The following is a 25,446-nucleotide window of genomic DNA, read 5'->3' as shown; positions in this document are numbered from 1 at the left end:
GATCGGGATCCGCGGTGAAGGGGACAGGTTTGGCAATGGCTCGTGGCAGGGCTCTTGGCCGGACGGAAACAGCGGGTGTCGTGCGTGGAGCGGTTTCTGTCGAATGCGGTGAACCGGATCGATGCGAAGGGGCGGGTGTCCGTTCCGGCGCATTTCCGCTCCGTGCTGCAGGCCAGGGGGCTGACGGATCTGTACGCACTGCAATCGATCGACATGGCGGCGATCGATGCGGGCGGCATGGACCTTCTGGAACGGTTCGAGCAGCGGCTGGCGGACGACGATCCGTTCATGCGCGCCTCCGACGACATGTCCTTTTACTGTCACGGGGATGGCGCGTTCCTGAAACTGGACGGCACCGGCCGGATCACGGTCACCGATTTCATCCGCGAGCACACCGGCATTTCGGACGAGGTCCATTTCGTCGGGCGCGGCCAGTTCTTTCAGATGTGGTCGCCCGAGCGCTTTGCCGAGCATCGAAAAACGGTGCGGGCGCGGCTTCTGGCTCAACGCGAGGCGCAGGCCGGGACGCAATCGCCGTGAGCGCCGACGCGCCGCACATTCCCGTCATGCTGGCCGAGGTTCTGGCCGCGCTCAATCCGGCGCACGGCGAGACCATGGCCGACGGCACGTTCGGCGCGGGCGGCTACACGCGGGCCATTGTCGATGCCGGGGCCGACGTTGTCGCGTTCGACCGCGATCCCGATGCCATTGCCGCCGGACATGCGCTCGTTGACGCCAGCGACGGCCGGCTGCGGCTGGTCGAAGCGCCGTTTTCCACCATTGCCGATCATGTCGAGCCGGCCTCGCTCGACGGGCTGGTGCTCGATATCGGCGTCTCGTCCATGCAACTCGATCAGGCCGGGCGCGGCTTTTCGTTCCGCCAGGACGGTCCGCTCGACATGCGCATGGCGCAGTCCGGGCCGAGCGCTGCCGACATCGTCAACAATTTCGGCGTCAAGGATCTGATCCGGATCATCGGCATTCTGGGCGAGGAGCGCAACGCGCCGAGGATCGCCCACGCCATCGTCCGCGCACGAGAGGAAGCGCCCTTCGAGACGACCGGCCAGCTCGCCGCGCTCATCGAAAAGGCGCAGCCGCGCAAGGCGAAAGACACCATCCATCCGGCGACGCGGACGTTCCAGGGCCTGCGCATCTTCGTCAATGACGAACTGCGGGAGCTGGCCCGGGCGCTGTTTGCCGCCGAGACCTGCCTGAAACCGGGCGGGAGGCTCGTCGTGGTCACCTTCCATTCGCTGGAAGACCGGATCGTCAAGCGCTTCATCGCCGACCGGACCAGCCAGGCATCGGGCTCGCGCCATCTGCCGGCGGCGGAGCCGCGTGCTCTGACATTCGAGGTCAGGGGCAAGGCGATGGTGGCGGCGGGGCCCGCGGAGGTCGAGGTCAATCCCCGCGCGCGCTCGGCCAAGTTGCGCGCGGCCACCCGCACCGAAGCGCCGGCCCGCGACGCCGACATGGCGATCTTCGGCCTGCCCGACCTGCCCTGGCCGGGCGATGGCGAACAGGGAAAGCCGACCGCATGATGCGTCTTGTCAACATCGCGCTCATCGCGCTGGTGATCGCGACCGCCACCTGGACCTATTCCGTCAAGCACGAATCCGAGCAGCGGCTGGCCGAAATCCGCAAGCTCGAACGGCTGATCGCGCTGGAACATGAGACGATCGACCTGTTGCGCGCCGACTGGGCGCATCTGAGCCACCCGCAGCGCCTGCAGGCGCTGGCCGAGCGCTACTCCGAAGAGCTCGGCCTCGAAACGCCGGATGCCAGCCAGTTCATCACGGCCAGCGAACTGCCCGGTCCGCCGCAATTCGATCCCGGCGACGCGGTCGGCGACATCATTGCCGGTGAACCGGATGACGCGCTGACGACCGGCTCGATCGGCGGGGAGCGGTGAGAATGGCGCTGACGCTTCCCCGTTTGCGGTTCGGCGGTTTCGGCGGTGGCCCGGCACGGCCGCCTCTGCGGCGCAGCGATGCGCTTTTGCGCATGGGGCGCGGCCGGCTCGGCATCGCGATTGTCTGTTTCGTCGCCGTCTATGCGCTGATCGGCGGCCGGCTCGTCCAGTATGGGCTGACCGATCTGGACCACGCCCGAAACTATGGCGTCAACGACCGTATCCTCGCCGCGCGGCCCGACCTGATCGACAGGCGCGGCAAGCTGATGGCGACCGATATTCGCGTGCCCGCGCTTTACGGCGAACCGCGCCGCGTCATCGATCCCGACGAGGCCGTCGAGGCGCTTGCCAGCGTCCTGCCGGATGTCGACTATCAGGACTGGCACCGCAAACTGTCCTCGGGCGCGGGCTTCGTCTGGCTGCGGCGCGAGATCACGCCCAAACAGCAGGCCGACGTGATGGCGCTCGGCATTCCGGGCATCGGCTTCCGCAACGAGACGCGGCGCTTTTACCCCGGCGGGGCAACCGCCTCGCACATTGTCGGTCTGGTCAATGTCGACAATGCCGGCACGGCGGGCATCGAGAAATATGTCGACGATCAGGGGCTGGGCACGCTGCAGGATCTGGGTCTCGACCAGTCCGACGCCCTGGAACCGGTGCGGCTTTCCATCGACACGGGCGTCCAGCATGTCCTGCGCGACGAACTGGTGCAGGCGATGCAGCGCTACCAGGCGATCGCGGCGGGCGGGGTGATCCTCAATGCAAAGACGGGCGAAGTCGTCGCCATGGTCTCGCTGCCCGATTACGATCCCAACAATCCGTTCAACGCGCACGACAAGGACCGGCTCAACCGCATGTCGGCGGGCACGTTCGAGATGGGCTCGACCTTCAAGGCGTTCACCACCGCGATGGCGCTCGACAGCGGCCGGGTCAATCTTCAAAGCCGGTTCGACGCGCGCAATCCGATCCGATACGGCCGCTTCACGATCGATGATTTCCACGCCAAGCGGCGCATCCTGTCGGTGCCGGAAACCTTCATCTACTCGTCCAACATCGCCACGGCGAAGATGGCCGAGGTGGTGGGCATTGAGGGGCACCGGGAGTTCCTTGCCCGGCTCGGCCTTCTGGACCGGATGGACACGCAATTGCCCGAGGTGGCGCGGCCGACCGAGCCGTCCGAATGGAAGCAGCTCAACTCGATCACCATCTCTTTCGGCCATGGCGTGTCGACGACGCCGCTGCAGACCGCCGTCGCCGCCGCCGCGCTCGTCAATGGCGGCAAGCTGATCCCGCCGAGCTTCCTGCCAAGGTCCCAGGCGCAGGCCAACGCCGTCGCCGCCCAGGTGATCAAGCCCGAGACCAGCGCGATGATGCGCTATCTGTTCCGGCTCAATGTCGAAAACGGGTCTGGCCGGCGCGCCGAGGTGGACGGCTTCTTCGTCGGCGGCAAGACCGGCACCGCCGAAAAGGTGATCAATGGCCGCTATTCGAGCGATCACCGGTTCAACGCGTTTCTCGGCGCCGTTCCGATGGACGACCCAAAATATGTGGTCCTGGTGATCATCGACGAGCCCAAGCCCGAGGAGGGCCAGCAAAGCGCGACGGCCGGCCTCAACGCGGCGCCCACGGTCGGCCGGGTGATCCGCCGCGCGGTGCCGCTTCTGGGGCTGACGCCGCGTTACGAGGCGGACCGTGACGCCTTGCTTGTGTCGTATTAGGCGCTAACAAGGAGCCCGATTCTGACGGAACGGCATATGAGATTCTCCGATTTGACCGCCGTCGCCGGCCTTGCACCGGATGCCCTGCCCGAAGGCGGGTTTTCCGGCGTGACGGCGGATTCGCGGCTCGTGGCGGCAGGCGACCTGTTCGTGGCGCTGCCCGGGTCGACGACCGATGGCGCCGCCTTTGCCGCCGATGCCGCCGCCAAGGGCGCGGTCGCCGTCCTGTGCGGCCCCGATGCGGCCGTTTCGGTCGATATGCCGGTAATCCGAACCTTAGACCCGCGCCGCGCGCTGGCGCTGATCGCGGCGAAGCTTCACCGCCCGCAGCCCGAAACCATGGTCGCGGTGACGGGCACCGCCGGCAAGACCTCGGTCGCCGCCTTCACGCGGCAGATCTTCGCACAAGCGGGCCTGAAGGCCGCCGCGATCGGCACGACGGGCGTGATCGCGGCGGGCATGTCCATCGAGGGCGCGCTGACGACGCCCGATCCGGTCAAACTGCACCGCATTCTCGCCGACCTGTCGGCGGCCGGCATCACGCATGGCGCGATGGAGGCGTCCAGCCACGGGCTCGACCAGCGGCGCCTCGACGGCGTCGAACTCGCGGCAGCCGGTTTCACCAATCTGGGCCGCGACCATCTCGACTACCATCCGGACATGGAGAGCTATTTCGCCTCCAAGATGCGCCTGTTCGACACGCTTCTCGGCGCCGGCAAGCCGGCGGTCATCTTCGCCGACGATGCCTGGTCGGCGCGTGCCATCGACGCCGCGCAGGCCGCCGGCTGCGACGTTCTCACGGTCGGCCGCAAGGGTGCGTTCATCACGCTCAAGCGTGTCGAACACGAACAGCACAAGCAGGTGGTCGAACTGACCCATGACGGCGAAACCCACCGCATCGTGCTGCCGCTCGCCGGCGATTTCCAGGTCGCCAACGCGCTGGTCTCGGCGGGGCTGGCGATCGCCGCCGGCGTCGCGCCGAAGACCGCTTTCGGCGCACTCGAGCACATCGAGGGCGCGCCGGGCCGGCTCGACCTGATCGGCACCGCAAGGAACGGCGCGGTGGTCTATGTCGATTATGCGCACAAGCCCGAAGCGCTCGAACAGGTGCTCGAGGCCGTGCGGCCCTTTACGACCGGCAAGGTCGCCGTCGTTTTCGGCTGCGGCGGCGACCGCGATCCCGGCAAACGGCCGATCATGGGTGAGATCGCCTCCCGGCTGGCCGATCTCGTCTATGTCACCGACGACAATCCGCGCTCTGAAGATCCGGCGGCGATCCGCGCGGCGATCATGGAAGCCGTGCCCGGCGCCACCGAGATCGGCGACCGGCGCGCGGCGATCCGCACGGCGGTGGCGGCGCTTTCGACCGGCGACACGCTGGTGATCGCCGGCAAGGGCCACGAGACCGGCCAGACCACGGGCGGCGTCACACGGCACTTCTCCGACCATGAAGAGGCGCGGGCGGCCCTGTCCGAGGTGGCCGCATGAGCGCGGAGATAGAACCAACCCCGCTGTGGACCGGCCAGGACATGCTGGACGCGATGGACGGCCGGCCGGTCGGCGGTGTTGCCGATGCCGTCACCGGCATCTCCATCGACACGCGCACGCTCCAGCCGGGCGACGCGTTCTTCGCCATCAAGGGCGATGTGCATGACGGCCATGCCTTTGCATCCAAGGCGGTGGCGGCCGGCGCATCGTGCCTTGTCGTGCAGGAGGGCAAGCTGGCCGCGCTCGGCGGGCTGACGGTGCCGCTGCTGGTCGTGCCGGACGTTCTGGAAGGCTTGCGCCAGCTTGGCCGGGCGGCGCGCGCGCGCACCAAGGCGCAGATCATCGCAGTGACGGGATCGGCCGGAAAGACGACCACCAAGGATGCGCTGCGCCATGTGCTCGGCCGCTGCGGCAAGGTGCATGCCTCTGTCGCCTCCTACAACAATCATTGGGGCGTGCCGCTGACACTGGCCCGGATGCCAGCCGACACCGATTATGGCGTCTTCGAGATCGGCATGAACCATGCCGGCGAGATCACGCCGCTGGTCAAGCTGGTGCGGCCGCATATCGGCATGATCACGCTGATCGCCGCCGCCCATCTGGGCAATTTCAAGAATCTGGACGGCATCGCGCACGCCAAGGCGGAAATCTTTGCCGGCGTGGTGCGCGGCGGCACGGCGCTGATCAACCGCGACGACAAGCGGTTCAAGCTGCTTGCCGACCTTGCCGGGCAGGCCGGCGTCAACAAGATCATCGGCTATGGCGCCGACAAGAAGGCCGATGCGCGGCTGGTCAACGCCAAATATCACGCCGACTGTTCGACCGTAACGGCCAGGGTCTTCGGCGAGGAAGTCGCCTTCAAGGTCGGCCTTCCGGGACGCCACGTGGTGCAGAACATGATGGGCGTCCTGGCCGCCTGCCATCTGATGGGCGCGGACATGACCACGGTTGCCCATGCGCTGGCGGACTTGCAGGCGCCGGACGGCCGCGGCCGGCAGTATGCGTTCGAGGCGGGCGACGGGCCGTTCACGCTGATCGACGAGAGCTACAACGCCAATCCGGCGTCGGTTGCCGCCGCGCTCGAACTTCTGGCCGCGCTGGAACCCAAGTCGGGCGGGCGGCGGATCGCCGTTCTGGGCGACATGCTGGAGCTGGGCAGCCATTCGGCGCGTCTGCATGAAGGGCTTGCCGAACCGGTCGGCAAGGCCGGGATCGACCGGCTCTATCTGGCGGGCGAGGAAATGCGCGCGCTGGCCGCCGCAATCGGCCAGGACGGGCCGGTCACCGACCATTTCGACGATGTCGACGCGCTTGCCGCAGCGCTGCGGAGCGACGTATCGGCCGGCGATGTCGTCATGATCAAATCATCCAACGGGATCGGCTTTTCGCGGCTGGTGTCGATGTTCGAGAACGCCAAGCCGCGCGCCTGAGCGGCCCGACCTGAGGGAACCGACCATATGCTTCACTGGCTGACGCAATTTTCCGATCAGGTCCAGTTCTTCAATCTGTTCCGCTACATCACGTTCCGGACGGGCGGGGCGCTTCTGACCTCGGCCTTCATCGTCTTCCTGGCCGGACCGCGCATCATCGATGCGCTGCGCCTGCGCCAGGGCAAGGGACAGCCGATCCGCGCCGACGGGCCGCAGACCCATTTCAAGAAGGCCGGAACACCGACGATGGGCGGGCTGATGATGCTGTTCGGCATCATCGGCGCGACGCTCCTGTGGGGCAATCTGACCAACCCTTACGTATGGGTGGTGGTCGCGGTGACGCTCGGTTTTGGCGCGATCGGCTTTTACGACGATTATCTGAAGGTCACCAAGCAGACCGACAAGGGCTTTTCCGGCCGCGCCCGGCTGGCGATCGAGTTCGTGATCGCGGGGCTTGCGGCCTATGTGATCATGCGGGCGGGCGCGACGCCGTTTTCCTCGTCGCTGGCCTTTCCCTTCTTCAAGGATTTCCTGATCAATCTGGGCATCTTCTTCATCCCGTTCGCCGCCTTCGTGATGGTATCGGCGGGCAATGCGGTGAACCTGACCGACGGGCTGGACGGGCTGGCGATCGTTCCGATCATGATCGCGGCCTCATCGTTCGGCGTCATCGCCTACCTGTCGGGCAATGCGATCTTCGCCGACTATCTGCAGATCCATTTCGTGCCCGGCACCGGCGAACTTGCGGTGGTTCTGGGCGCGGTGATCGGCGCCGGTCTTGGCTTTTTGTGGTTTAACGCGCCGCCGGCGGCGATCTTCATGGGCGACACCGGCTCGCTGGCGCTGGGCGGGCTGATCGGCGCGGTCGCCGTCGCCACCAAGCACGAGATCGTCATGATCATCATTGGCGGGCTGTTCGTCCTGGAAGCCATGTCGGTGATCATCCAGGTCGCCTATTTCAAGATGACGGGGCGCCGCGTCTTCCTGATGGCGCCCATTCACCACCATTTCGAAAAGCTCGGCTGGACCGAAAGCCAGGTGGTGATCCGCTTCTGGATCATCGCCGTCATCCTGGCGCTGGTCGGCCTGTCGACGCTGAAGCTCAGGTAGGCCGATGATCCCGGTGACCGCATTTGAGGGCATGCACTGCGCGCTGTTCGGGCTCGGCGGCTCGGGCATGGCGACCGCGCGTGCGCTGGTGGCGGGCGGGGCGCGGGTCACCGCATGGGACGACAATCCCGACACGGTCGCCAAGGCGGCGGATGCGGGCATTGAAACAGGCGACCTCGCAACGGCCGACTGGGCGGCGTTCGACGCGCTGGTGCTGGCGCCGGGCGTGCCGCTGACCCATCCCGAGCCGCACTGGACCGTGCACAAGGCCAGGGCCCATGCGGTTCCGGTGATCGGCGACATCGAACTGTTCTGCCGGCAGCGCGACCGGATCGCGCCCGGCGCCCCGTTCGTTGCGATCACCGGCACCAACGGCAAATCGACGACCACGGCGCTGATCGCGCACATATTGCGCGAAGCGGGCCGCGATGTGCAGATGGGCGGCAATATCGGCGTGCCGGTGCTCGAACTCGAACCGCCCGCCGCGACCCGTATCCATATCGTAGAGGTGTCGTCCTACCAGATCGATCTGGCGCCGGGTCTCGATCCCGGCATCGGCATCCTTTTGAACCTGTCGCCCGACCATCTGGACCGGCACGGGTCGATGGAGAACTACGCGCTGGTCAAGAAGCAGCTCGTCAAGCGCGCCGACACGGCGATCATCGGCACGGACGATGTCTGGTGCGCGTCGATCGCCAACCTTCTGGAAAAGGACGGCCGGGACGTGACGCGGATCAGTGTCGCGACGGATCGCGATGCGGTCGATCTGTCCGGCGCGCCGGCGCTGCGCGGCGACCACAATCTGCAAAACGCGCTGGCCGCGTTGCACGCCTGCCGAATGCTCGGTCTCGATGATGAAGAGATCATGGCCGGGATGGCCTCTTTCGGCGGGCTCGCGCACCGGATGCAGATCGTCGCGCAAAAGGGCAAGGTGCTGTTCGTCAACGATTCAAAGGCCACCAATGCCGACGCGGCGGCGCGGTCGCTCGCCAGCTTCGATGCGATCCACTGGATTGCCGGCGGCCTGGCCAAGGAAGGCGGCATCGCGCCGCTTGCGCCGCTGTTTGGCCGGATCGCAAAGGCTTATCTGATCGGCGAGGCGGCGCCCGCTTTCGCCGCCACGCTCGGCAGCCATGTGCCGTTCGAGATCGCCGCGACCATCGATGTCGCCGTGCGTCATGCCGCTGCCGATGCGGCGCAAAGCAAGGCACCCGAACCGGTCGTACTGCTGGCGCCTGCGGCCGCCAGTTTCGACCAGTTCGCCAATTTCGAGAAGCGCGGCGCTGCGTTCACCGTGGCGGTCGAAGCGCTTGAAACCGATGCCGCGCCGGCGCGCGCCGCGCAGGGAGGACAGTGATGCACCGACGCAGCGACAGACGGCCTGTCACCGAATGGTGGCGCACGGTGGACCGCTGGTTCCTGTTCTCGTTTTTCGCGCTGATCGCCTTCGGCATCGTCCTGTCGTTCGCGGCCAGCCCCGATGTCGCCCAGCGCATCGGTCTGGACACGTTCCACTTCGTCGAGCGGCACGCCATGTTCATCATACCGGCGATCGCGGTGATGATCGGAATTTCCTTTCTCGAAGACCGGCAGGTGCGCCGTGTGGCCTTGGTCGTGCTCCTGGGATCGATGGCGCTCATGGTGGCGACGCTGTTCTTTGGCGTCGAGGTGAAGGGATCGCGCCGCTGGGTCCGTCTGGCCGGCGTCTCCATTCAGCCGTCGGAATTTATGAAGCCGGCCTTCGTGATCATCTGTGCCTGGCTGTTCTCGGAGCATTTGCGGCGCCCCGACATACCCGGAAACCTGCTTGCCGGCGTTCTGTTCGCGGCGATCGCGGCGCTGCTGGTCGCGCAGCCCGATCTGGGCCAGACCGTTCTGGTCGCCGCCACCTGGGGAGCGATGTTCTTCATGGCCGGCATGAGCTGGCTGTGGATCGTCGTCCTTGGCAGCATCGGCATACTGGGCCTCGCCGGCGCCTATCTGACGCTGCCCCACGTGGCCAGCCGGATCGACGGGTTCCTGTCCGGCGCCGGCGACACGTTCCAGGTGGACACCGGGCGCGAGGCGATCGTGCGCGGCGGCTGGTTCGGCCAGGGGCCGGGCGAGGGCACGATCAAGCGGGTCCTGCCCGACAGCCACACCGATTTCGTCTTCGCAGTTCTGGCCGAGGAATTCGGCATCCTCTTGTGCATGGTTCTGGTGGCCGTGTTCGCGCTGATTGTCCTGCGCGGCCTGACACGCTCCTTCCGCGAGGACGACCATTTCCGGCGGCTTGCCGTTGCCGGTCTCGTCACGCTGATCGGCCTGCAATCAATGATCAACATCATGGTCAACCTGCAACTGCTGCCGGCCAAGGGCATGACGCTGCCGTTCGTGTCCTATGGCGGGTCGTCCATGCTGGCGGTGGCGATCACCGCGGGCTTCGTGCTCGCGCTGACACGGCGCCGGCCGGCGACCCGGTTCGGCCACGTGCGCTTTTCCGGCGATACCGCGATGCAGGCCGCCGAATAGATGGCGGTGGTCGGCGGCACGGTCCTTCTGTCGGCGGGCGGCACGGGTGGGCATCTGTTTCCCGCCGAAGCGCTGGCGCACGAGTTGATCGCGCGCGGCTGGTCCGTCCATCTTGCGACCGACGCCCGCGCCGAGAAATATGCCGGCCGTTTCCCGGGCCCGATGCACGTCATCCGTTCCGACACGCCTTCGGGCAAGAACCCGCTCAGGCTGATCGGCGCGGGGCTCTCGCTTTTTGCCGGCATGCGGCAGTCGCGCCGCCTGCTGGCCGAACTCAAGCCCGGCGCGGTGGTCGGCTTTGGCGGTTATCCCACGGTGCCGCCCGTATTCGTGGCTGCCGGGACATTCCCGACGATGATCCACGAGCAGAACGCGGTGATGGGCCGGGCCAACAGGATGCTGGCCGGCCGGGTGACGGCCATCGCCGGCGGGTTTTTGAAGGCCGATGGCCCGATGGCCGACAAGATCGTCGTGACCGGCAATCCGGTCCGCCCGCCGGTGATCGAGGCGGCCGCAATGCCCTATGATGCACCGGACGCGGATGGTCCGGTCCGGCTCGTCGTCTTCGGCGGCAGCCAGGGCGCGCGCTTTTTCTCCGAGGCGATTCCCGCCGCGCTTGCCCTTTTGCCCGAAGAGCTGCGCGCTCGCATCGAGATCACCCAGCAGGCACGGCCCGAGGATGAGCGCGACGCCATGTCCGCCTATGAGGCGCTCGGCGTGAAGGCCGATGTGTCGCCGTTCTTTGCCGATCTGCCGGCGCGGATCGGCGCCGCGCATCTGGTGATGGCGCGTTCGGGCGCCTCGACCGTCTCCGAGATCGCCGCCATCGGCCGGCCGGCGATCTTCGTGCCCTATCCTTACGCGCTCGATCACGATCAGGCGGCCAATGCCGAGGCGCTGGCCGATGCCGGCGGCGCGCTGGTCCGGCGCCAGTCGGAGCTGACGCCGCAGGTCATCGCAGACCTTTTCGCAGAGCTTCTGGGCGATCCGCCGGGACTTTCGGAGATGGCGGCCAGGGCGAAAGCGGCGGGGCACGCCGATGCGGCCGCCTTGCTTGCCGATCTGACCGAGGCTATTGCGGAAGGTCAGTCGCCGGCCGACTTTCGAGCCCGGCACGGGTGAAACACGACAGGAACAACGCTGATGAAAATGCCGCAAAACATCGGAACGGTGCACTTTGTCGGCATTGGCGGTATCGGCATGAGCGGCATCGCAGAGGTGCTGCACAATCTGGGCTATTCGGTCCAGGGCTCCGACCAGGCCGATGGTGCCAACCAGCAGCGCCTGCGCGACAAGGGGATAAAGGTCTTTGTCGGCCATGACGCGGCCAATCTGGGCGATGCCGAAGTCGTGGTCGTGTCCACCGCCATCAAGCCCGACAATCCCGAACTCATCGCCGCCCGCGAAACGCTGCTGCCGATCGTGCGCCGCGCCGAGATGCTGGCCGAGATCATGCGGTTCCGCAACGCGATCGCCATCGGCGGAACGCACGGCAAGACGACGACCACCTCCATGGTCGCGACGCTTCTCGACGCGGGCGGGCTCGATCCGACCGTCATCAATGGCGGCATCATCAACGCCTATGGCACCAACGCCCGCATGGGCGAGGGTGACTGGATGGTCGTCGAGGCGGACGAAAGCGACGGCACGTTCCTGAAGCTGCCGGCCGATGTCGCCGTGATCACCAACATCGATCCGGAACATCTGGATTTCTACGGCACATTCGATGCGGCGCGCGCGGCCTTCCGGCAGTTCGTCGAGAACGTCCCGTTCTATGGTTTCGGCGTCTGCTGCATCGACCATCCCGAGGTCCAGGCGCTGGTCTCCCGTGTCACCGACCGGCGGCTCGTCACCTATGGCCGCAATCCGCAGGCCGATGTGCGCTTTACGCCGCGCGGCATGGATGGCGCGACCTCGCTGTTCGACGTCGAGATCCGCGACCGCAAGAGCGGCAGGACGATCGCGCTCGACGGGCTGCGCCTGCCCATGCCGGGCGCGCACAATGTCTCCAACGCCACGGCAGCCATCGCGGTCGCCCATGAGCTCGGCCTGACGCCGGCGGCGATCAAGGAGGGGCTTTTGGCGTTCGGCGGCGTCAGGCGCCGCTTCACCCATACGGGCGACTGGAACGGCGTGCGGATCTTCGACGACTACGGCCACCACCCCGTCGAAATCGAGGCGGTGCTGGAGGCGGCGCGGCAGGCAGCCGGCACGGGCCGCGTCATCGCCGTCATGCAGCCGCATCGCTACACGCGCCTTCGCGACCTGTTCGACGAGTTCGCCGCCTGTTTCAACCAGGCCGACACGGCGCTGGTCGCACCGGTCTATCCGGCCGGCGAGACGCCCATTGAAGGCGTCGATTCCGACGAGCTTGTCAGCCGCATGAAGGCCGGCGGGCATCGCGACGCCCGCACCATCGCCGGCCCCCAGGATGTGGCGCCGATCGTCCGCGCCGAGGCCAAGGCCGGCGACTATGTGCTTTATCTGGGCGCCGGCAACATCACGCAATGGGCCCATGCGCTGCCCGGCGAACTGGCCGGCGAGGCGGCCGCATGAGCACGGTCGACGGTGCGGCGCTGCTGGCGCGGCTCGAACCGCTGATGCCCGATCTGCGCGGCCGGCTGAAGGCCAACGCGCCGATGAGCGAGATCACCTGGTTCCGCACCGGCGGGCCGGCCGAACTCCTGTTCCAGCCAGCCGATGCGGACGATCTGGCCGCCTTTCTGGCCGCGGTGCCCGCCGATGTCCCGGTGCTTGTGGTCGGCGTCGGCTCGAACCTTCTGGTGCGCGACGGCGGGGTCAGGGGGGTGGTCATTCGCCTCTCGGCCAAGGGGTTCGGCCAGATCGACGTGCTGGACGGCCACCGCATCCGTGCCGGTGCGGCGGTGCCTGACAAAAGGCTGGCCGCCGCCGCGCGCGATGCGGGCATTGGCGGGTTTCACCATTATCACGGCATTCCCGGCTCGGTTGGCGGCGCGCTGCGCATGAATGCGGGCGCCAATGGCGTTGAAACGCAGGAGCGGGTCGTCGAGGTGCACGCGGTGGACCGTCAGGGCCGCCAACATGTGCTGACAAATGAAGACATGGGCTATGCCTATCGCCATTCCTCCGCGCCGGCGGACTTGATCTTCACCGAGGCGATCTTCCAGGGCTATGCCGAGGACAAGGCGGTCATCACAAAGATGATGGACGAGGTGCAGGAGCACCGCGAGACCGTCCAGCCGATCCGGGAAAAGACCGGCGGCTCGACCTTCAAGAACCCGCCGGGCAGTTCGGCCTGGAAGGAAGTGGACAAGGCCGGCTGCCGCGGGTTGACCATCGGCGGCGCGCAGATGTCGCCGATGCACTGCAACTTCATGATCAACACCGGCAGCGCATCCAGCCATGACCTCGAGATGCTGGGCGAGACGGTGCGCACGCGCGTCCTCGACCATTCCGGCATCCGGCTCGACTGGGAGATCAAGCGGATCGGCGAATATGCCGATGGCGAAGAACCCGTGCAGCCGTTCCTGGGGCGGCTTTTGTAGCCTGCCCGAAAAGCGACCTTGAACGCCGCTTTCTGAAATCGACAAAATCGCAATTCGGCAGCCTGATGGGCCGATGCGGATGCTTCTGCCCGCATGTGCTTCCGGGTGGCCCATGAACGTCGAACAGCCCTTTTCCTCGTCGAACCGCAAGATCGACCCGTCGCGGCGGCGGGCGACGCAATTGTTCAAGCCGGACGGCACGCCGCTCGACCCCGACCGGCTCGAAATCGGGCCGACCGATGTCGCCTTTGCCGAATGGGAGGCGCTGGGAATCACGCCGCCGAACGTCGAGCGGATGCGCAAGGTGCGGCTCGACCGCACCGTCGCCGAGATCAACAGGCGCGGCTATGGCGGCTGCCTGATGTTCGATCCGCTGAACATCCGCTATGCGTCGGACTCGTCCAACATGCATGTGTGGATCCTGCACAATTGGGCGCGGGCCTGCTTTGTCGGCGCCGACGGCCACATGGTGGTTTGGGACTACAAGCGCTGCGAGCACCTGTCGGCGCATCTGCCGCTGGTCAACGAGGTGCGCGTCGGCGCGGGCATGTTCTATTTCGTCGCCGGCGACCAGGAGGACGCGATCGCCGCCGAGTTCGCCGCCCAGATCGACGATCTGATGCGGGCTCACGGCAATGGCTCGCGGCGGCTGGCCATCGACAAGATGGAACTGCACGGCGCGCGCGCCCTGACCGCGCGGGGGCTCGCGATCGGCTCGGGCCAGCAGGTGATGGAGCATGCGCGGCTGATCAAGTCCGACGACGAGATTAACGCCATGCGCTGTGCGATCGCCACCTGCGAGATCGCGATGGCCAAGATGGAAGAGGCGTGCGAGCCCGGCATCGCCGAGACCGAACTCTGGGCGATCCTGCACGCCGAGAACATCAAGCGCGGCGGCGAGTGGATCGAAACGCGGATTTTGAGTTCAGGCCCGCGCACCAATCCCTGGTTTCAGGAGGCGGGGCCGCGCCGGCTGCTTGAGGGCGATCTTCTGGCCTTCGACACCGACCTGATCGGCCCCTATGGCATGTGTTGCGACATGAGCCGGACCTGGTTCGTCGGCGACGGCGCGCCGACCGCCGAGCAGCGTGAGGCCTATCGCGTCGCCCACGACCACATGTTCGCCAATATGGACCTTTTGAAGCCCGGCGTGACCTTTTCGGAGCTGACCGCGCAATGCGTGCATCTGCCCGAAGCGTACCGGGCGCAGCGATATGGCGTCTTCATGCACGGGGTGGGCCTGTGCGACGAGTTCCCCTCGATCTACTACCCGGAAGACTTCGTCGAAGGCGCGTTCGACTATCCGCTCGAGCCGGGCATGGCGCTGTGCGTCGACGTCTATGCCGGCAAGGTCGGCGGCAGCTGCGGTGTGAAGCTCGAAGACCAGGTGCTGATCACCGGGACGGGGTTTGAGAATTTGTCGAACTATCCGTTTGAGGAGAAGTTGCTGGGGCAGGGGTGGAGAAATCGTTCTAGTTACTGGCATCAGTCCCGTCGGAACTCCAGCGAGTCGTTCGTGTCTTGACGCTGAGTGTAGTTTCGCTCAAAATTCGCCATTCAGTTTCAAGAACTCAGCTCCATCAATCCTGATGATTTCGAACTCAGTGCCACCGCTATCGCCAGTGGTATTCGAGCAGACGCGCCGGTTGACACCTGTTCTGTTATATATCTCTTGATTATTCTTTAGAATTCTATAATCAATACTTGATTCACCTCGCAAATTATGGCAAAGGATTCGGAATTTGAAAGCCCGACTGCGGAGAAAAGCCTGAAATATCTTTGTCGCTCGCCTGGTGTTGCCGCCCCTGATAAATGTGCCAGCTAGGTTGTCATGGAAAAAGTCGGTCAAATTGACAGACCTGTCTGAGCTGTTCCCAGCCGACCCATATGCGAGCACTCGGGTGTCAACCGTGACTTTTCCGCCACGGAGCTCGATCGAGTCTATCGTGACGATCGCTCCGTCGTCTGCACTTGCTATTTCGACGACCCAGTCTGCATGGTCGGTGTAGCTTTGGACCAGAGCGTGAAGTCTGACTTGGTTGAGCGTCAGTTCGTTGGAGGGGCTTTGCGCCCAGCCGGACGAGGTCGATGAGATTAACAACGCTGCGGTTGCCTGAAGCCACGTGGAAAGTCTCAACTCCATAACGCCCTCCCGGCTGCAACCGTTCATTCTGGGAATGTCGAGCGCATGATGACGCGAAAGCTAGTTCGTTGCACCTTATCGAATTCGATAGTAAATCACGGGACTATCCAGCCATCGCGGACGGCGATTGCAATTGCCTGCTCTCGGGTCCGTGCATTCAGCTTTCTACGTATCGAAATTAGGTGTTTTCGCACCGTCACTTCCGCAATGTTTGCTCTGTATGCGATTTGATCGTTGCGGAGCCCACTGGCAAGCCAGAGCAGTATGTCCCTTTCCCTCGGTGTAAGAACTTGATTTCTTAGCTCAATGCGTTGACTGGACAGTGGCTCCGGCCTTGCATCGCGGATGTTTGCAGCAATGAACGCGTTGATAAGCTGGACATTGCCTATTCCAGCCAATGCATCGACTTCATGGAGACGATAGCGGCTGCAGAAGACGACCATCAGTCGTTCTCCACATCCAAAGTCGCCAAATGCGCTTGATAGGAACGAGCCATAGCCGCCCAGGGCCAGATTGTGATTGAGCTCAAATGCCCGATCGTGCGTCTGCTCTGAACGCGTCAGTGTACCAGCGTCGATGCGGAATGTGCTTTCTCCCCTTCGAAAGCTGGCGAGAAACGGGTCAGCGCGCTGATAGTCGTTGGCCTCATATTCGTCGAGCCAGCACCGTTCCATAGAGCTACGGGCCCACAACAACTGTTTCGTTTGGGAGTTCATGCTCACGGCGTTCAGCGCGCTTCCGCCAACTTCGGTCACGGTATCCAACGCTATGTCCCATGCGCTTCGTCCGTCGGCAGCATTGCTCCGGGAGAAGCGCTCACAGAGTTGGCCGAATAACTCTTCTCTTTTTTCCATTGGAATCGAGACACTCTTCTGCGGCAGATCGGATGAAGACGAAAAGAATCGAATATTTGCTTTGATTTGTGTGCAACGGTACCGCCTTCTCTTTGTAACAGCCACGATACGTGACGGCACAAACAGATCAACAATAATCCCCAACCATCGCCCAATGCTTTCCGCCTTCCCCACCATGTCATTTCATGCTGCAATGCAGCATCGCAAGCATAGGTAAGGGAAGCGCGCCATGAATGAAGTCTATCGCCCCATCAAAGTCGAGTTTCCGTCCGGAGACGTTTCGCAATGGTTCGAGCAATGGACCTCGATGTTCACCGCGACCGGCAGCCAGGTCGGGCTGATCAACGTCAATTTCGGCCGGTCGAGCGCGCCGGAAGTCGAGCAGGCGGTGCTTGACGAGGTGGGCTCATACGGCAAGCAGCTGGGGCGCATGGGCGATGTGCTGACGGTCCTTCTCAGGCACTTCAAGCCCGATGCGGACCTGACCGAGGATGAGCGCCACGCGATCGAGGATCTTTCGGTGATGCTGCGCGAGATCGCCGGCATCAAGGAACGGCACGACCGCAGCGCGCTGCGGCCGTGACCTGTCGACCTTTCCAATGACAGGTCCCCGGGGGGGCTCGAGTTTGGCCTTCGGTTGATTGTCTTGGCGGCGCGCCCGTCAGTGCCGGTCTTGTTTGTCCGACCGGAAAACCGACAGGGCAAGCGTCAACAGGTCCCTGACGAGCAGCGGCTCTTCGCCTGCCGCCCGCAAGACGAGTGCAAGGGTGATTTGCGACATCATGTAGCGGGCACCCAGCCGAGTCGGGATCGACTCGGGTGCATGGCCCGTGCGCCGGGCATCCGTCAGAAGGGCAGCGTAGGCTTCCTCGGCGCCGGCATCTATTGCGGCAATCAGCGCTTGCGTTTTTTCCCCGAAGCGGTGGGTGGCGGCCTGCATCTTCACATAGAGGCAGCCATTGTCCGAGAGTACGTCTTCGCTCGCGTAACGGATGAGATCCTCGACTTTTTGGTCGAAGCTTTCCGGGCCCGTGACGATCCTCAGCACCTGGCTCAGCACGGCGTCCGCGTAGGCCTGAAGGACCGCAGCGGTCAGTCCATCCTCATCACCAAACTCACGGTAGAGCGACGGTTTCGCAACGCCGGCGCGCTGGCAGATCGAGTTAAGGGAAACCTCTGCCGGTCCCTCGCGCCAATAGGCGTTCATGGCGAGGTCAATCACCTCTTGCCTGCTCAGACTTTTTGGGCGGCCCCTGCCGCGTTTCGTACCGTCTCCAGTCATTTTTATACCATCCGGTATTTTTTTCTTGACGTCGTGTGCCACTTATTCGTACCTATTGGTAACAAATTGTCTAACCACGGGCGCGGCCCACATTTCGGCCAGCCAATCGATCTGAAAGGACCTTTACCATGAGAAAGACTCTTGCTGCCGCCCTTGTCTTCGCCGCCCTCGGCAGCCCGGCCCTGGCATCCGACCAGGAAACCGTACGTGCATTCTATACCGATGTGCTCACCGACCCGGCCGGGACCACGGAAGAGCGGTACTACGAGCTGTTCTCGCCCGACGTTGTCTCAATTCCCGCACCGCCCGGCGGCGAGGGCGCGCAGGGCATGCTGAACACCATCGCCTTTCTTGGCCAGGTGGTGCCGGATTTGGTGTGGGAACCACAGGAAATCATCGATCTCGATGACGGGCGGTTCGTCGTGCGCAGCCTGTTCCGGGGGACGCCTGTAGGTCCGTTCTTCGGTGTTGACCCGGCTACGGGCAAGAGCTTCGAAGCCATGTCAATCGACATACTGACCGTCGAAAATGGCCGCATTGTTCTGACCTATCATCTTGAAGACTGGACATCGGTTGTCGCCCAACTGACGGCGGAGTGAACGCCCACCGGGGCAAGTTCTTGCGGACTTCAAGCATCGATCGATCAGAGCGCCAAGCACCAACAATAAGCCCCGTCATCGGCGGGGTTTTCTTGCTTGAGCGGCCCTGCCAATCTTTGTCCCGGTCACAACAATTGGCTTGGCAGGGCACGGCGGCGGGCGTAGAGGCGGGCGATGAGCACAGCATCGCACAGCCTCGGCTCGGCGCCCGCGCCGATGAGCTGGTCCGCCCACGCGCGGGCGACGCTGGCGCTCGGCGTGCCGCTGGTGGGTTCGCAGCTAGGCGGCATGGCGATGAACACCACCGACACGGTGATGCTCGGCTGGTACGGCGTGACCGAACTGGCGGCCGGCTCGATCGCAACGCAGCTTCTCTTCACCATCATGATGTTCGGCGCCGGCTTTGCCTATGCGGTGCTGCCCATGGCGGCTGCCGCCGAGGGGCAGGGCGATCAGCGCCAGGTGCGCCGCTCGGTGCGCATGGGGCTGTGGGTCGGCGCGCTCTATTGCCTGGCCGTGATGCCGGTCCTGTGGTTCATCGAGCCGATCATGCTGGCGCTCGGCCAGGACACGGCGGTCGCCGAACTGTCGCGCGTCTATATGCGCATCGCGCAATGGTCGATCTTCCCGCTCCTTTTGTGGTGGACGCTGCGCGGCTTTCTGACGGTGATCGAGCGCACGCGGATCGTCTTCTGGGCGACGATGGCCGGCGTCGTGCTCAACGCGCTTTTGAACTGGGCGTTCATCTTCGGCAATTGGGGCGCGCCGGAACTGGGCATGCGCGGCGCGGCGATCGCGACGCTGGGCACCAATCTTCTCGTCTTCGGGCTGCTGGTCGCCTACGCGGCGCTCAACGAGCGGGCGCGGCCCTATGAACTGTTCGTGCGGTTCTGGCGGCCAGACTGGCCGGCCTTCGGCGAAGTGTTCCGCATCGGCCTGCCGATCGGAACGATGATCACCGCCGAGACGGGCCTGTTCATCTTCTCGTCGATCTTCATGGGCTGGATCAGCGTCGTCGCGCTCGCCGCGCACGGCATCGCGCTGCAGCTTGCCTCGCTCGCCTTCATGGTGCCGATGGGCATGGCGCAGGCGGCGACCGCGCGCGTCGGCCACTATCACGGCCGTGGCGATGCGCTTGGGCTCGACCGGGCGGCGAAGACCGTCATGGCAATGTGCCTGGCCTTCGCCGCGACCAGCGCGCTCCTGTTCTTCACCATTCCCGAAACGCTGATCGCGCTGTTTCTGGACCAGAGCAATCCGGACACGGCGGCGGTTCTGGCCTATGCGGTGCCGCTTCTGTTCGTCGGTGCCTGCTTCCAGCTTGTCGACAGCGCCCAGGCGATCGCCGCCGCGCTGCTGCGCGGGCTCAGGGACACGCGCGTGCCGATGATCATCGCGGTCTTCGCCTATTGGCCGGTCGGCCTGTTCTTGGGCTGGCTGCTCGCCTTTCCGCTCGGGTTCGGCGGCGTCGGCGTCTGGGTCGGCATGGCGCTCGGGCTTCTGGTCGCGGCGATCCTTCTCAGCCACCGCTTTTTCGCGCTGCGGCCCAATATCGGCCTTTGACGGCAGGCATTCAGCGGTCCCGCCATTCCAGCGTGCGTCAAGTTTCGCAGCCTATGATTGCGCCGTCCGGTGCCGTGCGCCGGCGGTGCGCGCAAGACCGGAGAGACCATGCCCAACAAACACGTCGCCGTCCTTTTGGGCGGATTTTCCTCCGAACGGCCTGTGAGCCTTGATTCCGGCAATGCCTGCGCGGACGAACTGGAAAAGGTCGGCTATCGCGTCACGCGCGTCGATGTCGACCGCAACGTGGCCCAGACACTGGCCGATCTGAAGCCCGACGTTGCCTTCAACGCGCTGCACGGCCCGTTCGGCGAGGACGGCACGATCCAGGGGATTCTCGAATATCTCGAAATCCCCTACACCCATTCGGGCGTTCTGGCGACGGCGCTCGCCATGGACAAGGAAATGTCCAAGCGGCTGGCGAAGACGCACGGCATTCCGGTCGCCGAATCCAAGGTCATGGACCGGCATGCCTTCACCTCCAAGCACCCCATGCAGCCGCCCTATGTGGTCAAGCCGGTGTCCGAAGGGTCGAGCTTCGGCGTCGTCATCGTCCAAGCCGACCAGGCCCATCCGCCGCAGATCATCACCTCCGACGAATGGGCCTATGGCGACCGGGTGATGGTCGAGCGCTACATTCACGGACGCGAACTGACCTGTGCCGTTATGGGCGATGTGGCGCTGGGCGTGACCGAAATCATACCGGTCGGCCACCAGTTCTACGACTATGATTCAAAATATGTTTCAGGCGGTTCAAAACATGTCTGCCCGGCGGAAATTTCACCAAATATTTACCAAACGATAACGAAACTGGCGCTGAAAGCACATCAGGCGTTCGGGTGCCGGGGCGTGACGCGTTCGGATTTTCGCTACGATGACCGGTTCTCCGCCGACGGGGAGCTGATCTGGCTGGAAATCAACACGCAACCGGGGATGACGGCGACTTCGCTGGTTCCGGAGATCGCCCTTCATGCCGGTCATTCGTTCGGTGAATTGCTTGAGTGGATGGTGGAGGACGCAACTTGCATGCGTTGACGTCAGATCGGATCGGAGCGGGAGCCGGCGCGGCCTCGGCGAAGCGCGGGTCACGCACCCGCGTGCTGCCGCGCGCGCTGCGCCGACCCGTCCGGTTCATCCAGCGTCTGGTCTCCGGCGATGTCAGCGTGCCGCCGCGCACCGAAACCATGCTGTTCGGCGCGGTGATCGGCGGGGCGATCCTTTATGGATCGGTTCTTGGCGGCCAGTTCGGCCAGGCTGTCGAGCAGACGACCGCGGCGATGGGCTTTGCCGTCGAAGAGATCGAACTGTCCGGCAACACCTATACTCCGGTCGACGACGTCTTTGCCGCGCTCGGGCTCGACGGGCGGCGGTCGCTGGTCTCGATCGAGCCGGCCGCCGCACGCTCCGCGCTGACCGACCTGCCGTGGATCGCAAGCGCCCGGATCGCCAAGGTGTATCCCTCCAAGCTCGTCGTCGAAGTGGGTGAACGGTCGCCGTTCGCGGTCTGGCAGACCGGCGAGGCCCTGTCGGTGATCGAGCAGGACGGCGCGGTGATCGGCGGCTATGCGGCCCATCCGCGCCTTGCCGCGCTGCCGCTTCTGGTCGGCAAGGGCGCCGCCGAGACCGGCGCGGGCTTTGTCGCCACCGTCCAGCAATACCCGATCGTCGCCGACCGCGTGCGCGCCAATATTCGCGTCGGCCAGCGGCGCTGGGATCTCAGGCTCGACAACGGCATCACCGTCCGCCTGCCCGAGACGGGCGTCGAGCGGGCGCTTGAACGTCTCGTCACCATGCAAGACGAACTGGACGTGTTCGGCCGCGATCTGGCCGCCATCGACATGCGGCTGGAGGATCGCACCCTTTTTGCGCTGACCGGCAACGCCCTTGAAGCGCGTCAGGCGCTGATCGAGGCGCGCGATGCGGCCCGCGAACAGGCACGGCGGGGGAACCGCATCTGATGGCGCCCGCCCGCACCCAGGAAACCGGCAAGCGCAGCCGCCGGACGGCGACCGTCACGGTGCTCGATCTGGGCAGCACCAAGACGGTCTGCATGATCGCCAGGATGATGCCGTCCGAGACCGGTCGTTTCCTGTCGGGCCGCACCCATCAGGGCGAAGTGATCGGCATCGGCCACACCCGTTCGCTCGGCATCAAGTCGGGCGTTCTGGTCGATCTGGACGCCGCCGAACGGGCGATCCGCCATGCGGTCGAAGCCGCCGAACGGATGGCCGGCGTCACCGTCGATTCGATGATCGTCAATCTGAGCGCAGGGCGGCCGAAATCATCGACCTGCACGGCGACACTGCCGCTCAAGGACAAGCCGGTCTCGCCGCGTGAAATTGAACAGGTGCTGCGCGCGGCGATCGCGCGGGCGGCGCGCGTCGACCGCCACGTCGTCCACCTTCTGCCGATCGACCACATGCTCGACGGCGAGCGCGGCATCGTCGATCCGCGCGGCATGATCGGCAACGAACTGGCGCTGAACATGCACCTTCTGACGGCCGATGCGGCGCCGGTGCGCAACCTCGAACTGGCGATCAACCGCGCCCATCTGACCATCGAGACGCTGGTGGCCACGCCCTATGCGAGCGGCCTTGCGACGCTGGTCGATGACGAACTGGAACTGGGCTGCGCCTGCGTCGACATGGGCGGCGGCACCACCTCGATCGCGATCTTCTCCGAACGCCGTTTCGTGCATGCCGAGTCGATCCCGCTGGGCGGCCATCACGTGACGATGGACGTTGCGCGCGGGCTCAACTGCCGGCTCGAGGATGCCGAGCGGCTCAAGGTCATGCAGGGCTCGGTGATCGCCACCTCGGTCGATGACCGCGACATCATCCAGGTGCCGGCGATGGGCGAGGACGGCGACGAGGGCGGACACCAGATCCCGCGCAGCCTTTTGAACCGCATCATCGCTGCGCGCGTCGAGGAGACGCTGGAAATGCTGCGCGAGCGCATCAATGCGTCCGGCTATTCGTCGGTGGTCGGCAAGCGTGTCGTGCTGACGGGCGGCGCGGCGCAACTGGGCGGGCTGACCGACATGGCGCGCAGGATATTGGGGCGCAATGTGCGAATCGGCCGGCCCTTGGGCGTGCGCGGGCTGCCGGCTGCCGCCAAGGGTCCGGCCTTTGCCGCCGCCGTCGGCCTGATGGTCTATCCGCAGGTGGCGGCCAATGATCACTCAAGCGAACGTTTTCGTGGAACCGCGTCGGTCAGGCTGACCGGAACAGAAGGGCCGCTCGGGCGGATGACACAATGGATAAAAGAGAGCTTCTAGACACGGACGAAGGCAACAAGGCCCCAGCGCCGCAGGCCGGTCTGGCACACACAGAGGATGAAACCATGACAATCAATCTCCAAAAGCCGGACATCACCGAGCTCAAGCCGCGGATCACCGTGTTCGGCGTGGGCGGCGGCGGCGGCAACGCGGTCAACAACATGATCACCGGCGGGCTCGACGGCGTCGAGTTCGTGGTTGCCAACACCGATGCGCAGGCCCTGTCGATGAACAAGGCGGGCCGGATCATCCAGCTCGGCATGGGCGTCACCGAAGGGTTGGGCGCCGGCTCGCAGCCCGATGTCGGCCGCGCGGCGGCCGAGGAATGCATCGACGAGATCAACGATCACCTCAATTCGACGCATATGTGCTTCGTCACCGCTGGCATGGGCGGCGGCACCGGCACCGGCGCGGCGCCGGTCGTCGCCCGCGCGGCGCGCGAGCGCGGCATCCTGACGGTGGGCGTCGTCACCAAGCCGTTCCACTTCGAAGGCCAGCGCCGGATGCGCACCGCCGATGACGGCATCGAGGAACTGCAGGCCAATGTCGACACGCTGATCGTCATCCCGAACCAGAACCTGTTCCGCATCGCCAACGACAAGACCACCTTCGCCGACGCGTTCGGCATGGCCGACCAGGTGCTCTATTCCGGCGTTGCCTGCATCACCGACCTGATGGTCAAGGAAGGGCTGATCAACCTCGATTTTGCCGATGTGCGCTCGGTGATGCGCGACATGGGCAAGGCGATGATGGGCACGGGTGAAGCGTCCGGCGAAGGCCGGGCCATGACCGCCGCAGAAGCTGCGATCGCCAACCCGCTGCTTGACGAAACCTCGATGAAGGGCGCGGGCGGCCTTCTGATCTCGATCACCGGCGGCCGCGACATGACCCTGTTCGAGGTGGATGAGGCGGCAACGCGCATCCGCGAAGAGGTCGATCAGGACGCCAACATCATCCTGGGCGCGACGTTCGACGAGTCGCTTGAAGGGCTGATCCGCGTATCGGTCGTCGCGACCGGCATCGAATCGGGTGTTGCGGCTGCTGCGCGGCCGGCGCCCTCGTCGATCCCGCGGGCCGTGACCGGTGCGGCAGCGCCCGCCGCAAAGCCCGACAGCGGTGCCGACAAGCCGTCCGTGCTGCGGCCCGCCGCGCGCAGCCAGCCGGCTCCGGTGCAGACCACCGTTTCGACCCCTGCAGCCGCGCCGGCGGCACCGGCTCCGTCTGTCAGCGACGACGTGATCGCCGAGACCGAGCGCGACATGGCGGCCTTCGAGATGGCGTCCACGACGACCGGCGCCGCCGCCCCGGCGCAGGCCGACAGCGAATTCCGGCCGCAGAGCCGGCTGTTCCAGTCCCCGCCGCAGCCGATGCCGGCCCGCCCGGCAACCGACCTGCCAGCGTCCGCAGCCGCCAGTGCGCCGGCCCGGCCGGCACCGATGCCCGAAGCACCGACGGCCGAAGCGCCTGCACCGCAGCCGCGCATGCCGCAGGTGGAGGATTTTCCGCCCATGGTACAGGCGGAAGTGGAAGCCCGCGACACCGCGCATGACGATCACGACGCCCATGACGAGCGCGGTCCCCTGGGCCTGCTCAAGCGGCTGACGCACGGCCTGTCGCGCAAGGACGAGATGGATGCGCCCGAGCCGCCGCGCCTGCGCCCGGCCGGGTCGATCGAGCAGGGAGCCGGCCAGCCGCGCCGCACGCTCGGTGCCGATGCGGCGCTGTATGCGCCGCGCAAGGGCCATCTCGACGACCATGGCCGCGCCCAGGCGCCGTCGCCGGTGGCCGACAGCGACGACCAGCTGGAAATCCCTGCCTTCCTGCGGCGCCAGGCCAACTGACTTCGGCTCCGGCCGCCGGCTCGTCGCCAACCTGCTCACGGGGCGCCGCAAGCGCCCCGTTCGCCAATTGTTAAACCACTGATTGTACTCGTGAATGTACATAACCGGCGGGCCATGCGCGTTACATATGGTAACCATCCGTGATTTGGCCGTTTCGCCGACTCGCGACTAATGTGCGGCGCGAAGTGGAG

Annotated in this window: 23 protein-coding genes; 20 read left to right on the top strand and 3 right to left on the bottom strand. The window is 65.4% G+C overall.

The window, feature by feature from the left end:
• Window positions 1–84: 84 nt before the first annotated feature.
• The 13 genes from mraZ (at window position 85) to dddP (ending at window position 15,221) form a co-directional block, all read left to right on the top strand.
• On the top strand, window positions 85–540 hold the full coding sequence (gene mraZ, locus ACOQOU_RS04790) for a division/cell wall cluster transcriptional repressor MraZ (protein WP_306025690.1): 456 nt from the start codon (window positions 85–87) through the stop codon (window positions 538–540).
• Window positions 531–1,541 carry a 16S rRNA (cytosine(1402)-N(4))-methyltransferase RsmH gene (rsmH, locus tag ACOQOU_RS04785; protein WP_420578877.1) on the top strand — a complete coding sequence of 337 codons (1,011 nt, stop codon included), beginning with the start codon at window positions 531–533 and terminating at the stop codon, window positions 1,539–1,541. Before mraZ ends, rsmH begins: the two co-directional genes overlap by 10 nt.
• Window positions 1,538–1,912 (top strand): cell division protein FtsL, encoded by a 375-nt coding sequence (gene ftsL / locus ACOQOU_RS04780; RefSeq protein ID WP_109766428.1) that lies wholly within the window; start codon window positions 1,538–1,540, stop codon window positions 1,910–1,912. Before rsmH ends, ftsL begins: the two co-directional genes overlap by 4 nt.
• Window positions 1,913–1,914: 2 nt before the next feature.
• Window positions 1,915–3,630, top strand: a complete 1,716-nt coding sequence (locus ACOQOU_RS04775; protein WP_306025692.1) for a peptidoglycan D,D-transpeptidase FtsI family protein — start codon at window positions 1,915–1,917, stop codon at window positions 3,628–3,630.
• Window positions 3,631–3,666: 36 nt separating this feature from the next.
• Complete coding sequence (locus ACOQOU_RS04770) at window positions 3,667–5,118, top strand: UDP-N-acetylmuramoyl-L-alanyl-D-glutamate--2,6-diaminopimelate ligase (protein WP_306025693.1); 1,452 nt, start codon at window positions 3,667–3,669, stop codon at window positions 5,116–5,118.
• A complete protein-coding gene (locus ACOQOU_RS04765) occupies window positions 5,115–6,548 on the top strand; it encodes a UDP-N-acetylmuramoylalanyl-D-glutamyl-2,6-diaminopimelate--D-alanyl-D-alanine ligase (RefSeq protein ID WP_306025694.1) in 1,434 nt (477 codons plus the stop codon). Before ACOQOU_RS04770 ends, ACOQOU_RS04765 begins: the two co-directional genes overlap by 4 nt.
• Before the next feature lie 27 nt (window positions 6,549–6,575).
• A complete protein-coding gene (gene mraY / locus ACOQOU_RS04760) occupies window positions 6,576–7,658 on the top strand; it encodes a phospho-N-acetylmuramoyl-pentapeptide-transferase (RefSeq protein WP_109766424.1) in 1,083 nt (360 codons plus the stop codon).
• Between the two features lie 4 nt (window positions 7,659–7,662).
• Window positions 7,663–9,015 carry a UDP-N-acetylmuramoyl-L-alanine--D-glutamate ligase gene (murD, locus tag ACOQOU_RS04755; RefSeq protein WP_306025695.1) on the top strand — a complete coding sequence of 451 codons (1,353 nt, stop codon included), beginning with the start codon at window positions 7,663–7,665 and terminating at the stop codon, window positions 9,013–9,015.
• Entirely contained in the window at window positions 9,015–10,169 is a 1,155-nt protein-coding gene (ftsW, locus tag ACOQOU_RS04750) for a putative lipid II flippase FtsW (RefSeq protein WP_109766422.1), read from the top strand. Before murD ends, ftsW begins: the two co-directional genes overlap by 1 nt.
• Before the next feature lie 6 nt (window positions 10,170–10,175).
• The gene (gene murG, locus ACOQOU_RS04745; protein WP_109766495.1) at window positions 10,176–11,291 is read left to right on the top strand and encodes an undecaprenyldiphospho-muramoylpentapeptide beta-N-acetylglucosaminyltransferase; all 1,116 of its coding nucleotides are present in this window, start codon (window positions 10,176–10,178) and stop codon (window positions 11,289–11,291) included.
• A 21-nt stretch (window positions 11,292–11,312) separates the two neighbouring features.
• Window positions 11,313–12,725, top strand: a complete 1,413-nt coding sequence (gene murC / locus ACOQOU_RS04740) for a UDP-N-acetylmuramate--L-alanine ligase (protein WP_306025696.1) — start codon at window positions 11,313–11,315, stop codon at window positions 12,723–12,725.
• Window positions 12,722–13,696, top strand: a complete 975-nt coding sequence (gene murB, locus ACOQOU_RS04735) for a UDP-N-acetylmuramate dehydrogenase (RefSeq protein ID WP_306025697.1) — start codon at window positions 12,722–12,724, stop codon at window positions 13,694–13,696. The genes murC and murB overlap by 4 nt, the downstream gene beginning before the upstream one ends.
• A 112-nt stretch (window positions 13,697–13,808) precedes the next feature.
• Entirely contained in the window at window positions 13,809–15,221 is a 1,413-nt protein-coding gene (gene dddP, locus ACOQOU_RS04730; protein WP_306025698.1) for a dimethylsulfonioproprionate lyase DddP, read from the top strand.
• An 18-nt stretch (window positions 15,222–15,239) separates the two neighbouring features.
• On the opposite strand, the gene ACOQOU_RS04725 is transcribed toward dddP, so the two are convergent.
• Together ACOQOU_RS04725 and ACOQOU_RS04720 are read right to left on the bottom strand one after the other, a co-directional pair.
• Window positions 15,240–15,839, bottom strand: coding sequence for a hypothetical protein (locus ACOQOU_RS04725; RefSeq protein WP_306025699.1), 600 nt, complete (start codon window positions 15,837–15,839; stop codon window positions 15,240–15,242).
• A 95-nt stretch (window positions 15,840–15,934) separates the two neighbouring features.
• Window positions 15,935–16,870 (bottom strand): helix-turn-helix transcriptional regulator, encoded by a 936-nt coding sequence (locus ACOQOU_RS04720; protein ID WP_306025700.1) that lies wholly within the window; start codon window positions 16,868–16,870, stop codon window positions 15,935–15,937.
• Between the two features lie 52 nt (window positions 16,871–16,922).
• Here ACOQOU_RS04720 and ACOQOU_RS04715 point away from each other — a divergent pair, with 52 nt between their 5' ends.
• Entirely contained in the window at window positions 16,923–17,276 is a 354-nt protein-coding gene (locus ACOQOU_RS04715; RefSeq protein ID WP_306025701.1) for a hypothetical protein, read from the top strand.
• Window positions 17,277–17,354: 78 nt separating this feature from the next.
• On the opposite strand, the gene ACOQOU_RS04710 is transcribed toward ACOQOU_RS04715, so the two are convergent.
• Window positions 17,355–18,017, bottom strand: coding sequence for a TetR/AcrR family transcriptional regulator (locus ACOQOU_RS04710; RefSeq protein ID WP_306025702.1), 663 nt, complete (start codon window positions 18,015–18,017; stop codon window positions 17,355–17,357).
• A gap of 86 nt (window positions 18,018–18,103) precedes the next feature.
• Between ACOQOU_RS04710 and ACOQOU_RS04705 the strand changes: the two genes are divergently transcribed.
• The 6 genes from ACOQOU_RS04705 (at window position 18,104) to ftsZ (ending at window position 25,255) form a co-directional block, all read left to right on the top strand.
• Window positions 18,104–18,574 (top strand): ester cyclase, encoded by a 471-nt coding sequence (locus ACOQOU_RS04705; RefSeq protein ID WP_306025703.1) that lies wholly within the window; start codon window positions 18,104–18,106, stop codon window positions 18,572–18,574.
• 174 nt (window positions 18,575–18,748) lie between these two features.
• Window positions 18,749–20,137, top strand: coding sequence for an MATE family efflux transporter (locus tag ACOQOU_RS04700; RefSeq protein WP_306025704.1), 1,389 nt, complete (start codon window positions 18,749–18,751; stop codon window positions 20,135–20,137).
• 108 nt (window positions 20,138–20,245) lie between these two features.
• The gene (locus ACOQOU_RS04695) at window positions 20,246–21,172 is read left to right on the top strand and encodes a D-alanine--D-alanine ligase (protein ID WP_306025705.1); all 927 of its coding nucleotides are present in this window, start codon (window positions 20,246–20,248) and stop codon (window positions 21,170–21,172) included.
• A gap of 62 nt (window positions 21,173–21,234) precedes the next feature.
• Window positions 21,235–22,095: a cell division protein FtsQ/DivIB gene (locus ACOQOU_RS04690; protein ID WP_306025706.1), complete on the top strand. Its 861-nt coding sequence runs from the start codon at window positions 21,235–21,237 to the stop codon at window positions 22,093–22,095.
• Window positions 22,095–23,414, top strand: coding sequence for a cell division protein FtsA (ftsA, locus tag ACOQOU_RS04685; protein WP_109766413.1), 1,320 nt, complete (start codon window positions 22,095–22,097; stop codon window positions 23,412–23,414). Before ACOQOU_RS04690 ends, ftsA begins: the two co-directional genes overlap by 1 nt.
• Before the next feature lie 65 nt (window positions 23,415–23,479).
• The gene (ftsZ, locus tag ACOQOU_RS04680) at window positions 23,480–25,255 is read left to right on the top strand and encodes a cell division protein FtsZ (RefSeq protein WP_306025707.1); all 1,776 of its coding nucleotides are present in this window, start codon (window positions 23,480–23,482) and stop codon (window positions 25,253–25,255) included.
• The last annotated feature ends 191 nt before the right edge of the window (window positions 25,256–25,446 follow it).

The sequence above is a fragment of the Oceaniradius stylonematis genome (assembly GCF_965223445.1).
Taxonomy (GTDB): Bacteria; Pseudomonadota; Alphaproteobacteria; order Rhizobiales; family Rhizobiaceae; genus Roseitalea; species Roseitalea stylonematis.
The sequence above is the reverse complement of the archived record's forward strand: the minus strand, read 5'-3'. Positions and strand labels throughout refer to the sequence as shown.

Excerpts from the sequence above, each read along its gene's own strand:
- murB (WP_306025697.1), top strand. The coding sequence starts at position 12,722 with ATGAGCACGGTCGACGGTGCGGCGCTGCTGGCGCGGCTCGAACCGCTG.
- dddP (WP_306025698.1), top strand. The coding sequence starts at position 13,809 with ATGAACGTCGAACAGCCCTTTTCCTCGTCGAACCGCAAGATCGACCCG.
- murC (WP_306025696.1), top strand. The coding sequence starts at position 11,313 with ATGAAAATGCCGCAAAACATCGGAACGGTGCACTTTGTCGGCATTGGC.
- ACOQOU_RS04725 (WP_306025699.1), bottom strand. The coding sequence starts at position 15,839 with ATGGAGTTGAGACTTTCCACGTGGCTTCAGGCAACCGCAGCGTTGTTA.
- ACOQOU_RS04765 (WP_306025694.1), top strand. The coding sequence starts at position 5,115 with ATGAGCGCGGAGATAGAACCAACCCCGCTGTGGACCGGCCAGGACATG.
- mraY (WP_109766424.1), top strand. The coding sequence starts at position 6,576 with ATGCTTCACTGGCTGACGCAATTTTCCGATCAGGTCCAGTTCTTCAAT.
- ftsL (WP_109766428.1), top strand. The coding sequence starts at position 1,538 with ATGATGCGTCTTGTCAACATCGCGCTCATCGCGCTGGTGATCGCGACC.
- murD (WP_306025695.1), top strand. The coding sequence starts at position 7,663 with ATGATCCCGGTGACCGCATTTGAGGGCATGCACTGCGCGCTGTTCGGG.
- ACOQOU_RS04700 (WP_306025704.1), top strand. The coding sequence starts at position 18,749 with ATGAGCACAGCATCGCACAGCCTCGGCTCGGCGCCCGCGCCGATGAGC.
- ftsW (WP_109766422.1), top strand. The coding sequence starts at position 9,015 with ATGCACCGACGCAGCGACAGACGGCCTGTCACCGAATGGTGGCGCACG.
- ACOQOU_RS04705 (WP_306025703.1), top strand. The coding sequence starts at position 18,104 with ATGAGAAAGACTCTTGCTGCCGCCCTTGTCTTCGCCGCCCTCGGCAGC.
- ftsA (WP_109766413.1), top strand. The coding sequence starts at position 22,095 with ATGGCGCCCGCCCGCACCCAGGAAACCGGCAAGCGCAGCCGCCGGACG.
- ACOQOU_RS04770 (WP_306025693.1), top strand. The coding sequence starts at position 3,667 with ATGAGATTCTCCGATTTGACCGCCGTCGCCGGCCTTGCACCGGATGCC.
- ACOQOU_RS04775 (WP_306025692.1), top strand. The coding sequence starts at position 1,915 with ATGGCGCTGACGCTTCCCCGTTTGCGGTTCGGCGGTTTCGGCGGTGGC.
- ftsZ (WP_306025707.1), top strand. The coding sequence starts at position 23,480 with ATGACAATCAATCTCCAAAAGCCGGACATCACCGAGCTCAAGCCGCGG.
- ACOQOU_RS04720 (WP_306025700.1), bottom strand. The coding sequence starts at position 16,870 with ATGGTGGGGAAGGCGGAAAGCATTGGGCGATGGTTGGGGATTATTGTT.
- ACOQOU_RS04715 (WP_306025701.1), top strand. The coding sequence starts at position 16,923 with ATGAATGAAGTCTATCGCCCCATCAAAGTCGAGTTTCCGTCCGGAGAC.
- ACOQOU_RS04695 (WP_306025705.1), top strand. The coding sequence starts at position 20,246 with ATGCCCAACAAACACGTCGCCGTCCTTTTGGGCGGATTTTCCTCCGAA.